Annotated in this window: 11 protein-coding genes and 1 pseudogene; 3 read left to right on the forward strand and 9 right to left on the reverse strand. The window is 40.1% G+C overall.

Annotated elements, in window-relative coordinates:
• Positions 1-319: 319 nt before the first annotated feature.
• The 3 genes from recG to asnC are packed head-to-tail and all read right to left on the reverse strand — an operon-like array spanning position 320 to position 3,645.
• Positions 320-2,401, reverse strand: a complete 2,082-nt coding sequence (gene recG, locus P20439_RS01485; RefSeq protein ID WP_008464059.1) for an ATP-dependent DNA helicase RecG — start codon at positions 2,399-2,401, stop codon at positions 320-322.
• Between the two features lie 57 nt (positions 2,402-2,458).
• Entirely contained in the window at positions 2,459-3,145 is a 687-nt protein-coding gene (trmH, locus tag P20439_RS01490; protein ID WP_008108201.1) for a tRNA (guanosine(18)-2'-O)-methyltransferase TrmH, read from the reverse strand.
• Positions 3,146-3,186: 41 nt separating this feature from the next.
• A complete protein-coding gene (asnC, locus tag P20439_RS01495) occupies positions 3,187-3,645 on the reverse strand; it encodes a transcriptional regulator AsnC (protein WP_008464060.1) in 459 nt (152 codons plus the stop codon).
• Between the two features lie 183 nt (positions 3,646-3,828).
• On the opposite strand from asnC, the gene asnA reads away from it, so the two are divergent.
• Entirely contained in the window at positions 3,829-4,824 is a 996-nt protein-coding gene (gene asnA / locus P20439_RS01500) for an aspartate--ammonia ligase (protein WP_036932667.1), read from the forward strand.
• 34 nt (positions 4,825-4,858) lie between these two features.
• Here asnA and P20439_RS01505 read toward each other — a convergent pair.
• The 6 genes and pseudogenes from P20439_RS01505 to P20439_RS01530 form a co-directional block, all read right to left on the reverse strand.
• A pseudogene (locus P20439_RS01505) lies at positions 4,859-6,464 on the reverse strand (DUF342 domain-containing protein).
• Positions 6,465-6,611: 147 nt separating this feature from the next.
• Positions 6,612-7,004 carry a RidA family protein gene (locus tag P20439_RS01510; protein ID WP_008108210.1) on the reverse strand — a complete coding sequence of 131 codons (393 nt, stop codon included), beginning with the start codon at positions 7,002-7,004 and terminating at the stop codon, positions 6,612-6,614.
• 12 nt (positions 7,005-7,016) lie between these two features.
• Positions 7,017-9,122 carry a bifunctional GTP diphosphokinase/guanosine-3',5'-bis pyrophosphate 3'-pyrophosphohydrolase gene (spoT, locus tag P20439_RS01515; RefSeq protein WP_008464067.1) on the reverse strand — a complete coding sequence of 702 codons (2,106 nt, stop codon included), beginning with the start codon at positions 9,120-9,122 and terminating at the stop codon, positions 7,017-7,019.
• 127 nt (positions 9,123-9,249) lie between these two features.
• A complete protein-coding gene (rpoZ, locus tag P20439_RS01520) occupies positions 9,250-9,525 on the reverse strand; it encodes a DNA-directed RNA polymerase subunit omega (RefSeq protein WP_008108220.1) in 276 nt (91 codons plus the stop codon).
• 125 nt (positions 9,526-9,650) lie between these two features.
• Positions 9,651-10,271 (reverse strand): guanylate kinase, encoded by a 621-nt coding sequence (gene gmk / locus P20439_RS01525; RefSeq protein WP_008108224.1) that lies wholly within the window; start codon positions 10,269-10,271, stop codon positions 9,651-9,653.
• A 117-nt stretch (positions 10,272-10,388) separates the two neighbouring features.
• Complete coding sequence (locus P20439_RS01530) at positions 10,389-11,249, reverse strand: YicC/YloC family endoribonuclease (RefSeq protein WP_008464069.1); 861 nt, start codon at positions 11,247-11,249, stop codon at positions 10,389-10,391.
• 180 nt (positions 11,250-11,429) lie between these two features.
• On the opposite strand from P20439_RS01530, the gene rph reads away from it, so the two are divergent.
• Both rph and pyrE read left to right on the forward strand, forming a co-directional pair.
• Entirely contained in the window at positions 11,430-12,143 is a 714-nt protein-coding gene (gene rph / locus P20439_RS01535) for a ribonuclease PH (RefSeq protein ID WP_008111261.1), read from the forward strand.
• Positions 12,144-12,157: 14 nt separating this feature from the next.
• Entirely contained in the window at positions 12,158-12,802 is a 645-nt protein-coding gene (gene pyrE, locus P20439_RS01540; RefSeq protein WP_008111262.1) for an orotate phosphoribosyltransferase, read from the forward strand.
• Positions 12,803-13,197: the final 395 nt, after the last annotated feature.

The raw sequence follows: 13,197 nt of genomic DNA on the forward strand, positions 1-13,197 counted from the left end.
CCGCTCTCGAACATCCTGTACTCCACGGCATTCGTATTCCTATACATCAAACAAAACAGCTCGAAGGCGAGCCCCGCACAAGGCCGCCCCGACACAATAATAGTATCCTATTTGCTATGTGAAAGTAGGACATTCTACTGCGTTGTCGCTACGAAGTAGCGCACCGACTCCAAATACAAGAAAGCCCGATTCGAAAGAGTCGGGCTTTTTTACGTCAGCAGAAAAGTGTAAAGCACAGATGCGAGTTGAAAGGCGCAAGTTGCGGTATAGGTAATAACTAGTTGGGAAAATTAATATGTCGCTTTATGTGAATGTACAATCAAGCTTGTGCGTAATTTGACTTATTACCTAACCAGCGTTGAATGAGTGGATCTACATACTGAGGATATTGCTTCAACATCTGTTGTGCTATGGGTCTAACTTGATTTAAGGTTTGCTTATCTCGTGCTAAGTCTGCAATTTTAAATTCTGCTAAGCCGGTTTGTTTGGTGCCAAGGACTTCACCTGGGCCGCGTATCTCTAAATCACGCTCTGCGATAACAAACCCGTCGTTACTATCGCGCAGTACTCCCAATCGTTTCTGTGCGGTATGTGAAAGCGGTGCATTATATAAAAGCACGCAGTGAGATGCTGTAGCTCCACGGCCTACGCGGCCACGTAGTTGGTGAAGCTGTGCTAAACCTAGGCGCTCAGGGTTTTCGATAATAATTAAACTCGCATTAGGCACATCAACCCCAACTTCGATCACGGTTGTTGCCACAAGTACATGAATGTTACCCGCTTTAAAATCGCTCATAATGGCTTGTTTTTCAACGGCTTTCATTCGCCCATGGACTAAGCCAATATTAAGCTCAGGTAATGCTTCTTTTAATTGTAATGCACTGTCTTCAGCTGCCTGGCATTGTAGTACTTCAGACTCGTCTATCAGTGTACATACCCAGTAAACTTGCCGACCTTGCTCGTTACAGGCAAGTTTTACGCGACTAATAATGTCTTCTCGACGAGTATCTGGAATAGCAACTGTAGTGATAGGTGTTCGCCCTGGTGGTAATTCGTCAATCACAGAGGTTTCTAAGTCTGCATAGGCGGTCATCGCCAGCGTACGTGGTATAGGTGTTGCTGTCATTACTAGCTGATGTGGGTAACAATCACCAAAACGGCCTTTTTCACGCAATGATAAACGCTGATGAACACCAAAACGGTGTTGTTCATCAATAATAATAAGTACCAGGTTGTTAAATTTTACTTCATCTTGAAATAACGCATGAGTGCCAATAATCATTTGCGCTTCACCAGAGGCGATCATTGCAAGTGTATTAATGCGCTCTTTTCCTTTAGTTTTACCGCCTAACCAAGCAACGGTTATTCCAAGACTTTCAAACCAGCTAGAAAAGTTGATTCCATGTTGCTCTGATAAAATTTCAGTCGGCGCCATTAATGCAACTTGATAGCCTCGTGCTATTGCGGTTAAAGCGCTCAGGGCTGCGACTAGTGTTTTACCCGAGCCAACATCACCTTGAACTAATCGCATCATAGGGTACGCATTTTGTAAATCTGCTTTAATTTCTGATACCACACGACTTTGTGCGTTGGTTGGCGCAAAGGGTAATTGCGCCAAAAACTGTCCCTCTAATGAATTAGTAGGCTCAAGTGCAACGGCTTTAACTTGCTGCCCCTGTTCTCTTACTTTTAATAAACTGAGATTTTGTGCCAGTAATTCTTCAAATACGAGTCGCTGCTGTGCTGGGTGAGTACCCTGTTCAAGTGCAATGATATCAACGTCATTGGGGGGGCGGTGTAGTAATAATAATGCATCGCTTAACCCAAGTTGTGATGGTTGCCATTGTTGGGGAAGTAGCTCTTCTACTGCATATTTTTGAAGTAATTCTATTGCCTGTTCACTCAACGCCCTAATAGAGAGTTGCTTTAACCCCTCGGTTGTTGAATAGACTGGCGTAAGTGTTGATGATGTTGGTTGTTGTTCAAAAGTGTCGCTAATACTGTATTCTGGGTGGTTCATTTCAAAGCCAACACGTCCGCGACGTATTTCGCCAAAGCAGCGAATTATTTTACCCGCGCTAAATGCGTTTTTTTGTGCTGCGGTAAAATTAAAAAATCGTAATGTTAACCTGCCTGTACCATCATTTATTTGGCAAACCAGCATGCGCCGCTTTCCAAAGGTTATTTGACTAGTTTCAATGGTTGCTTGAACAGTTACGTGGCTATGGGGGGTCAACTCACTAATTGTATAAATACGGGTTCTGTCTTCATACCTAAGCGGTAAATGAAATAGCATGTCCTGTACTGTACTAATACCTAGCTTTAAAAGCCGTTCAGCCATTTTAGGACCAACGCCTTTAAGTTCTGTGATTGGGTATTGGCTTAAGCTAGGTTTAGACAATGTAGGCTCAATTATTATTATTTAGTGAGTTAAGTGTACTGATACACTGTATATGCATCAAGTATGTTTTAACGCCTGCCAAAACTGTTCATCAGCAACAATTTCGCCGTTCTCATCAAGAGCAGGGTAAGGCAGGTTCTTTTGTTTACATTGCCTTGCAATAATTGGGTGACAGCCTTCAAAATACATGGGGTGCTTAATTTCCTCGCCGAGCATATTTCTATTGTATAAACCAGCTAGATCACGCTGGCGCTGCGCCTCAAATAAAATTAAGGCTGCTGCAACGGATACATTTAATGACTGCACCATGCCTTGCATTGGAATAATGATGTTTTGATCTGCATACTCTAAGGCTTGTGGAGAGATCCCCGTTTTTTCTTGACCGACAATAATTGCAGTGGGTCTAGTGTAATCTATTTCTCTGAAGTCGACGGCATCTTCACTTAAATGCGTCGCTAAAATTTGTACATCAGGATTATGAGCACGCATACTTGCAACGGCATCATCTATGTTTCTGTGAAGATGTGTGTCTAACCAATTTTTGCTACCACCAGAAGTATTATTGGTGAGCCACTTTTGTTTTTCTGGCCACACGGCATGTACATGATGACAACCAACGGCATCGGCCGTTCTAACAATAGCGGATAAGTTATGATGCTTATGTACATCTTCTAAACATACGGTAAGGTCGGTTTGACGACGCGAAAGTACACTTTCAATTCTTTGGTAACGAGTTTGCTGCATGGGAGTCCTCTTTTTCGGCAAATTATACGAGATTTTTCACCTCAAGGCACCACTGTTCGACTTATCGGATTTTGTAATGAGATCAGGGTTTCGGTTGATTGAATGGCTTCTATTGCTTGTATTTTATTGATCAACACATCTTGTAGATGATCGATAGAGCGAGTCATTACTTTAATAAAAATACTGTAATTACCAGTGGTGTAATATGCTTCGACCACTTCCTCTAATGATTCTAATTTTATAAGTGTTTGCGGATAATCGCGCGCGTTGTTCAAATTAATACCAATAAAACAACACACATCGTAACCTAATTGCTTTGTATTAATGGTTAGTTGAGTACCTATGATGATCCCTGCATGTTTCATTTTTTCGATTCGCACATGAATTGTTCCTGCGCTTACACTAAAGCGTTTTGCTAATTCAGCATAAGGTGTACGCGCATTATCCATTAATGCATGCAGAATCTGTTTATCAAGATTATCGATTTGATAATTTTCCATAGATTTAACCGTCTTTAATTATGGTATTAATTATTTTATACCATTTTTTAATGGTTTTAATATCATAAAGCTATTTTTATTATGGGATATTGAATTAAATAGTTTAATTGTTACGATAACCTCATTGAAGCGTAATTGTGCGCTAAGTAGTAAATACAATAACTGGGAATGAGGCCAATTATTATGAGTTCACATTATGTGCAGCAGCAGCAGCAAATAAGTAAAGTTAAGCAGTTCTTTTCGCAGCAATTAGAACAAAAGCTGGGCTTAATTGAAGTTCAAGCGCCTATTTTAGCTAAAGTAGGCGACGGTACACAGGATAACTTAAGTGGGCACGAGAACGCTGTTGCAGTGAATGTGAAAGCAATTGCAGATAGCCGTTACGAAGTAGTGCATTCTCTTGCTAAGTGGAAACGTAAAACCTTGGGTGAATATGGTTTTTCACAAGGTGAAGGTATTTATACACAAATGAAAGCGTTGCGACCTGACGAAGATTCACTAAGCCCTATTCATTCTATTTATGTTGATCAATGGGATTGGGAGCAAGTTATTTGTGAAAGTACGCAGCGTTCTTTATCTACCCTTAAACAAACGGTTGAAACGATTTACCAAGGTATTAAAGCCACTGAGAAATATGTTAGTGACAGCTTTGGTTTAAGAGCATTTTTGCCAACTCAAATTACGTTTGTACACAGTGAAGAACTACGTAAAATGTACCCTGACTTTAGCGCTAAGCAGCGTGAGAAAGCGATTGCTCAAGAATATGGTGCTGTGTTTTTAATTGGTATTGGCGGAGCATTAAGTGATGGTAAAATTCATGATGTGAGAGCGCCAGATTATGACGACTGGTCAACACCCACTTGTGAGCACTATATGGGGTTAAATGGCGATATTTTAGTATGGAATCCAATTCTTGAAGACGCTTTCGAAATATCATCTATGGGAATTCGGGTGAGCCCTGAGGTTTTGCAAGCTCAATTGGGAATTACCGGTGATGAAGACCGTTTAGAGTTTGATTGGCATAAAGCATTGCTAGAAAGTAAATTTCCACAAACAATTGGTGGTGGTATTGGTCAGTCTCGTTTGGCTATGCTGTTATTACAAAAACAACACATAGGGCAAGTACAGGTAGGTGTTTGGCCAGCGCAAACCTATGAAAGTGTAGACGGTTTACTATAAAGAATAAGGGGCTGTTAGTAACAGCCCCTTATGATTAAGTTTTAAATTCAATTTCAATCTTATTGTTTTCTAACTTAACACTGCTTGGTGGAAAGTTACGGGTTGTTTTAAGCATCTTGTTGAAGATATGGATCTCCACCCCAGAGTGCAAAACAGTATTTACGGTTAAAATGGCTTCATCAAGCAGGGTATTTAACTGCTGTTCTAAACTAGCCACCTGCTTTTCTAGTTGCTCAGCTTGTTGGCTATGATACAGCTGCGTGGTCCCAATCTTATTCATGAGTTCACTTTTTTTATCTGCATCTTTTATTAAATCTGCTTTTTCTAAGGCTGCTTGTAAGCTATCAACCTGTTCATTTGCAGCTGTTAATTCACTAAAAGACTTATCAATATCTTTGGTCATTTGAGTGGCTGAAGCAGCTAAATTAATTGCCATTTTAGCCCCTGATTCGTTACCAATTTCTCCGGCAATTAGTTTAGTGCCATCTAAAATTTCACCCCCAAATAACTTTCCTTTAGGTAGTTCTGATTGACCAATTTGAATTATATTTTTTGCTTTCATTGAGCTGTGACTGGCTTGGCGGTCAACCAGTATGTTATTAGCTTCAATATAGCAATATTGAGAGTGTGAGGCATGCACATCGCCTGCACAGATTACTTTGCAAGACAGTGATTTATCTTCAGGCTTTTGATGGCCAATAAGTCCTTGTTTTACAGTTATATCACCACCGGCAGTTAATTCGCCAGATTCGACAGTGCCAAAAAACGGTGATGTCGCCAGTTGCATTAATCCGCATTCCAGGCTCTACACTACTACTGACTACCACACTACCTTCAAAGTCTATATGACCTGTTTTTACAGACACATCGTTAATAGTAAAAATATCGTCAACACGCATGCCGTTATTTATTTCTACAGGGACACCTGCAATAGTCGATAGTAATTCCATTGGGTTGGTTTTGGATATTTCTGTACCTTCTCCCGCTATTAAGGCATGAACTTGTCCAGGTTTAGCAGGTAAAACATCACCTATCACGGTAAACCCTTCTTGACCGGGGGTAGCAGGTTGCTGTTGTATTAGTAATTCACCCGGCTTTACGCTTGCCAATTTACCAAAGTCACGCATATCAACACTACCATCTTCTTTTAATTTGGGTGCTTTAAGGCGATCTTTTAAGGTTTCAACCATAGCTTTAAATTTGCTATCTTGGCCGTCAGTAGGTAAACGTCCCTTAGCAAGTGGCCCGCTAACTACAGCGCCTGGTGGAAGTTCAAATTGTTTTTGTAAAAGCTGCTCTAAAAATGCTTGTTTGTAACCTCTCGCAACGTGCGCTTTAACTAATTCTTTTTTAGCTTCATCAAAACTGAGTGTTGCTCCCCCTTTGGCGAGAGTGAGCGTGCCCGTAGCTAGCATTTTATCATCACTGATCTCAACGCTTAAGGTTGCATCGTGGCGTGTTGCAACAACTAAGATTCGTTCAGGTGTTGCACTGTTGAAATAGTTATTTATGGCGTCATGATTGATCTCACACTCGCTGTAAGGCGACTGCGCAATTGCTTCTATAATAAAAGCAGCACTGGCGGGTGCAGATTTACTCGTATCGAGTAATACATTGCCATTATGAGCAAGCTTAAACACAAGTTATCCTTTTATACTACTAAAGTAAGGTTTAATAAAATAACGTGATTACAGAGTGCTAGAAATTTAGTTTTGAGTCAAGAAATCATCAAAGTGTAGTTATAGATAGGAATAAAAGCTATGAGCGGCGCTCATAGCTTATAGAAGTTAGTTTGTTGAAGGTAGCTCCATGATGCCATCAATTTCTACTTGAACACCTTTAGGAAGTGCACGAACGCCAATAGCAGCACGCGCAGGGTAAGGTTGTTTAAAGTATTGGCTCATGACTTCGTTCACAATGGCAAAGTTTGAAAGATCAGTAAGGTAAATATTCACTTTTACTAAGTCTTGAATAGTACCGCCAGCTTCTTCACAAACCGCGCTGATATTTTTAAATACTTGGTGTGTTTGTTCGCTAAAGTCTTCAGAAATAACGTCCATTGTTTCTGGGACAAGTGGAATTTGCCCTGATAAATATACAGCTGTACCCACTTTTACTGCTTGGCTATATGTGCCAATTGCTGCAGGAGCTTTATCCGTTGATATAAATGCTTTATTCATGATGTTCCTATTTTATTTTTTACGATAGACTTTTTGTACATCGGGCATAACACGTATACGGCGCATAATATTGGCGACATGAATACGGTTTTTAACTGTGATCCCTAAGTCTATCACGTATAAATTACTTTCTTTTTCATCGGTAGCTATTTCTACGATATTGGCCTGTGTAGTGGCGACCACATTAGTTAATTTAGCCAGCGCACCTTGGTGGTTAATTATTTCTACTCTTAAAGCCGCAATGTATTCTTTTTCTGGATTGTCATCCCATTTTACGACTAGGTATTTTGAACGATCATTTTCCCAGCCTCGAATGTTCTTACACTCTTGGCGATGAACGGTTAAACCTTTACCTTGGCTAACATGGGCAGTAATAGCGTCTCCAGGCACTGGACGACAACATTTAGAATAATTAACCAACATGCCTTCGGTACCAATAATGGTTGCCTTAGCACGCTTAGCAATGTCGTTTAAATCATCATTGTCATTTTGTAATAAGCGCTTAGCAATTAACATGCTCATTAAATTACCTGAACCAATTTCTACTAATAATTCTAAAGTAGAGGAAAGCTCATGCTCTTCAAGCACTCGTGTAATATTTTCAGCTGGGAGGTTATCAAATTTATTTTCACCCAGCGCAGAGTCAAGTAAGCGACGACCGAGTAATAATGCCTCTTCATGCTGTTGACTCTTAAGGTAATTGCGTACGCCTAATCGTGCTTTGCCAGTAACAATAAAGTTAAGCCATGTTGCGTTAGGGTGAGCGCCTGAGCTGGTAATAATTTCTATTGTTTGCCCTGTATCAATGGCTTTACTTAAAGGGTAAGGCTTACGATTAACACGCGCACCGACACAGGTATTACCTACATCAGTATGAACGGCATAAGCAAAATCGACCGCCGTTGCACCCATAGGAAGTTCAATAATCCGGCCATCTGGGGTAAAGACATAAATTTCTTCTGGGAATAGCTCTGTTTTTACATTTTCTACAAATTCAAACGAGGAACCTGCACTTTGTTGCAATTCCAATAAGCTTTGCATCCACTGGCGTGCGCGCTGCTGTGCAGTATGACCCGCACTGTCGCCCGACTTTTTATACATCCAGTGAGCCGCGACCCCTTTATCAGCCATATGATCCATATCCAAAGTACGGATTTGAATTTCTACAGGAATACCATGCGGGCCAACTAAAGAAGTATGTAATGATTGATAACCATTAGTTTTTGGCACAGCAATATAGTCTTTAAAGCGGGTTTCAATTGGCTTATATAAGTTATGAGCTACACCAAGTACGCGATAACAGGTATCCATAGAGTCTACTGCAATACGAAATGCGTAAATATCCATGACTTCGTTAAACAGCAGCTCTTTGTTGAGCATTTTTTTATAAATACTGTATAGATGCTTTTCACGGCCTGATACGGTCGCTTTTATGCCAGATTCTTCAAGACGAGCTTCAATTTCTGTTTGAATATTTGAAATAACTTCTTTGCGATTTCCACGCGCTTTAGCCACTTCAGATTTAAGTGCACGATGACGCATTGGATACAGTGCTTGAAAACCTAAATCTTCTAGCTCATTTTTTATATCGTGAATACCTAAACGATTAGCAATCGGCGCATAAATTTCTAGAGTTTCGCGAGCAATACGGCGGCGTTTATCTGGACGAAGTGCGCCTAATGTGCGCATGTTATGCGTTCTATCAGCCAACTTGATTAAAATAACCCGAATATCTTGGGTCATTGCCATAATCATTTTTCGATAGTTTTCAGCTTGGAATTCTTTTTTATCTTTGAAGCTCAATTTATCAAGCTTGCTCACACCCTCTACGAGTTCTGCCACTGTTTCACCAAATATTTCAGCTAAATCTTGTTGGCTAAAATCGGTGTCTTCAATCACATCATGCATCAGTGCCGCCATGAGCGTTTCATGGTCAAGGTGCATACTTGCTAATATTTGAGTGACTTCAACGGGGTGAGTAATGTACGGCTCGCCACTTGAACGAGTTTGACCCTCATGGGCCTCTCGGGCTACCACGTAGGCTTTTTGAACTAGCTCAACATCGTCTGCTGGCAAGTATTTTGAGATTTTCTTTTTAAGACCTTCAAAAAGATACATTCACACTCCAATGTTCTCGTGAAGCAAATAAGTTAGGATAAGTTACGAATATACGATGAAAACAAAGGATTGCCAACGGCTATAGTTGAAATACTATGCCGTTAGCTAAATCAGACCGGGCGGTTGATTATTGGTTGCCACCAACGATGGCAGCAACAGCAGCTAGTTCTGCCGCTTCTTGATGTTGTTGTTCTTCACGATCAATAACATCCATTGAAGAATTATCAACTAAACCAAGTTCGATTTCACGTAAAGCAACAACTGTTGGCTTATCGTTCTCAGGATCTACTAGTGGATCTTTACCACCAACAGCAATTTGGCGGGCACGACGGGCCGCAACTAAAATTAAGTCAAAACGATTACCAATTGCATCTACTGCATCTTCAACTGTTACGCGAGCCATCTTAGCACTCCAAAATAATTTAAAAGCAAAGGCGTAGTTTACTGCACGCAGCAAGTTTCGCCAATAGCCAGTGGTTAATTTTTATCTATTTTAAGGCATGATCCGACAATTAATCATAATTTAGATTACTTGAGTAGTTCATTAATTAAAGTTTGATGGCGCGCTACTTGCGCTTTTAGCGTTAATCGCTGTGCAATTACTATCGTTTCCAAATCGCTTAAAGCAGTATCAAAATCATCATTCACTACAACATAGTCGTATTCGTTGAAATGAGAGGTTTCTGATTGAGCTTGCGCCATTCGCCCGGCAATAATTTCAGCAGAGTCTTGGCCACGGTTATTTAAACGTTGTTCTAGCTCTTGTTTTGATGGCGGAAGAATAAAGATAGTTTTTACGTCATCCATTATTTCTCGAACTTGACGAGCACCTTGCCAATCAATGTCTAAAAATACATCAATGCCTGCGGCGAGTTGCTCTTCAATCGCTTGTTTAGAAGTACCGTAATAATTGTCAAATACTTGTGCCCATTCAAAAAAATCATCTTTGGCAATCAGCGCTTTAAATTCATCAACTGATACAAAATGGTAATGTTCTGCATTGTTTTCACCAGGGCGCGGTGCGCGAGTAGTGTGCGATACCGATACTTTCATATCAGCATGCTTTTTCAGTAATGCATTTATTAAGCTAGATTTACCCGCCCCAGAAGGTGCCGATAAAATGAATAAGTTTCCGCGAGAGTGTGCCATTATGATCTCTATTTTTAAAATAAATAGGCTTGAGTTATAAATAACTCAAGCCTTTAATTACAACTATTATACTTTATTTAGCTAATTGTGCTCAAGTGAGCCAAAAAGCATTATGCGTTATTCAATATTCTGAATCTGCTCACGCATTTGCTCTATCAATACTTTTAGCTCAACTGCAGCATTGGTGATGTCGCTGTTGATTGATTTAGAGGCTAGGGTATTTGCTTCACGGTTAAACTCTTGCATCATAAAATCTAAACGACGACCACAAGCACCACCTTTACTCAAAATTTTACGTGTTTCTTTAACGTGCGATTTTAAACGATCAAGTTCTTCTGCTACATCTTGCTTTTGTGCAAGGTAAATCAGTTCTTGCTCAAGACGTGACTCATCAATATTTGTTGTTAAATCTTCAAGTTTTTGTATTAACTTTTCACGTTGCCATTTAGTAATTTCTGGCATGTGTGCTTCAACAATATCAACTTGCTCTAAAATGGCGGTTAATCGTGTAGTTATCATTTCTTCAAGGTTTGCACCTTCATCACCACGTGCCGATTTAAAGTCTTCAATTACTTGGTCAAGGCCAGTAATGAGTGCCGTATTTACACTATCCATATCAATTTCTTGCGCTTCCATCACGCCAGGCCAACGTAAAATATCAACAGGATTAATATCACCATTGCTTTGTTGTTGAACCCACTTAGCACTGTTAATTAATTGCTCAGCAAGAGATTGATTAATTGATAGTTCACCCACATGTGCAGGGTTTGCTACAAACTTTAAGAAAACTTCGACCTTACCACGCTGTAAGTGCTTACGCAGACGCTCGCGGATAACGGGTTCCATGCCACGAAATTGCTCTGGTGCACGAATAAAGGTTTCAAGATAACGTTGGTTCACTGAGCGAACTTCCCACGTGCCAGTGCCCCATTCGCCTTTTATTTCGCGACGCGCATAAGCTGTCATACTGTGGATCATGGATGTTTTCCTACATTTTTAAATAAAATATTACGATTATTATACCGTAACACTGCTCAAGCTCTAAAGAAAATTTAACACTGCTGAGTGTTTTTTAAACACACTTTAATATAAATCAACATGGCATCTATATTCACATCAACATATAATGTGGCAAATTCAGAATTAAGGGGATCGTCAATGCGTCCAAGCGAAAGAACACCTAATCAAATTAGACCGGTTACGTTTACACGTAATTACACTTTGCATGCTGAAGGTTCAGTATTGGTAGAGTTTGGCAACACTAAGGTACTTTGTACTGCGACAGTTGAGGCTGGCGTACCACGCTTTATGAAAGGTCAAGGTAAAGGTTGGGTAAACGCAGAATATGGCATGTTACCGCGCGCAACACACACACGTAATAGTCGTGAAGCAACGCGAGGTAAACAAGGCGGTCGTACAATGGAAATACAGCGCCTGATTGCTCGCTCTTTACGTGCAGCAATTGATCTAAAAGCACTCGGTGAAAACACAATTACTATTGATTGTGATGTAATCCAAGCTGATGGTGGTACGCGTACAGCGTCTATAAGTGGTGCGTGCGTTGCGCTTGTTGATGCACTAACGTATATGCGTGCAAAAGGGATGATTAACTCAAACCCACTTAAACATATGATCGCTGCTATTTCTGTTGGTATATATAAAGGCCAAGCGATTAGCGATTTAGAATACCTAGAAGATTCTGACGCTGAAACTGACATGAATGTAATTTTAACTGAAACCGGTAAAATTATTGAGGTACAAGGAACCGCTGAGGGTGAACCTTTCTCGTTTGACGAACTTGATGAACTACTTACACTCGCTAAGCATTCAATTCGTGAAATTATTGATGTACAAAAGCAAGCACTAGCATAAATAGGTAACTGGCAATGAAAGAATATCAAAAAGAGTTTATTGAGTTTGCTTTAGAAAAGCAGGTATTAAAGTTTGGCGAGTTTACTTTAAAGTCTGGCCGTACTAGTCCTTACTTCTTTAATGCGGGTTTGTTTAATACAGGTCGTGATTTGGCGCGCTTAGGTCGCTTTTATGCGGCGGCACTTGAAGATGCAGCAATTGAATATGATGTACTATTTGGCCCTGCTTATAAAGGTATTCCAATTGCAACAACAACCGCAGTTGCTTTAGCTGATCATTATAATAAAGATGTACCTTATTGTTTTAACCGTAAAGAGAAAAAAGCACACGGTGAAGGTGGTAGCTTAGTTGGATCTGAGCTTAAAGGTAAGATCATGTTGGTTGATGATGTGATCACCGCCGGTACAGCTATTCGCGAGTCAATGGAAATTATTGCTGAAAATGGCGCAGATTTAAGTGGTGTTTTAATTGCACTTGATCGTCAAGAAAAAGGTAAAGCAGAGCTTTCTGCTATACAAGAAGTAGAACGTGACTTTGATACTCAAGTTACTTCTATCGTTAAATTGGCTGATTTAATTAGTTACCTTGAGATCCAAGGTACCATGGATGAGCATTTAGCGGCGGTAAAAGCTTACCGAGATCAATACGGTGTAGCATAAATAGTAGCCTCGCAAATGCGGGGCTTTATTTTGCCTAAAATTGAGTAACAGCAACTCCTACTTATATTAAAGCTTTGCTAATACATATAAACAAAAGCCACCTTCAGGTAGACACTATTAATAGCCGTGATTTTATTAATACTGTGGCATAGCTCTTACCTACTTCAATTCCCCGTAGTAACATTAACAGTATGCTAGCTGCAGCGTATTATTTTCCGAGCTTTGTCATATATGGGATCTATTCGGGTAGATTATTGCTAGTGATCATTATGATCATCTTAGTTGCGAGTGTTTTAATAAAGCTTATTCAAGTTGATACAACGGTTAAAGGCTTAAATTACGCGTTTATTGTTAATAAGTTGATAGTTATGTTGTGTTTTTAGCACCTGTCGTTC

The sequence above is a fragment of the Pseudoalteromonas sp. BSi20439 genome (assembly GCF_000241165.1).
Classification (GTDB): Bacteria; Pseudomonadota; Gammaproteobacteria; order Enterobacterales; family Alteromonadaceae; genus Pseudoalteromonas.

Excerpts from the sequence above, each read along its gene's own strand:
- gmk (WP_008108224.1), bottom strand. The coding sequence starts at position 10,271 with ATGGCACACTCTCGCGGAAACTTATTCATTTTATCGGCACCTTCTGGG.
- rph (WP_008111261.1), top strand. The coding sequence starts at position 11,430 with ATGCGTCCAAGCGAAAGAACACCTAATCAAATTAGACCGGTTACGTTT.
- P20439_RS01530 (WP_008464069.1), bottom strand. The coding sequence starts at position 11,249 with ATGATCCACAGTATGACAGCTTATGCGCGTCGCGAAATAAAAGGCGAA.
- trmH (WP_008108201.1), bottom strand. The coding sequence starts at position 3,145 with ATGCAGCAAACTCGTTACCAAAGAATTGAAAGTGTACTTTCGCGTCGT.
- spoT (WP_008464067.1), bottom strand. The coding sequence starts at position 9,122 with ATGTATCTTTTTGAAGGTCTTAAAAAGAAAATCTCAAAATACTTGCCA.
- asnC (WP_008464060.1), bottom strand. The coding sequence starts at position 3,645 with ATGGAAAATTATCAAATCGATAATCTTGATAAACAGATTCTGCATGCA.
- rpoZ (WP_008108220.1), bottom strand. The coding sequence starts at position 9,525 with ATGGCTCGCGTAACAGTTGAAGATGCAGTAGATGCAATTGGTAATCGT.
- pyrE (WP_008111262.1), top strand. The coding sequence starts at position 12,158 with ATGAAAGAATATCAAAAAGAGTTTATTGAGTTTGCTTTAGAAAAGCAG.
- P20439_RS01510 (WP_008108210.1), bottom strand. The coding sequence starts at position 7,004 with ATGAATAAAGCATTTATATCAACGGATAAAGCTCCTGCAGCAATTGGC.
- asnA (WP_036932667.1), top strand. The coding sequence starts at position 3,829 with ATGAGTTCACATTATGTGCAGCAGCAGCAGCAAATAAGTAAAGTTAAG.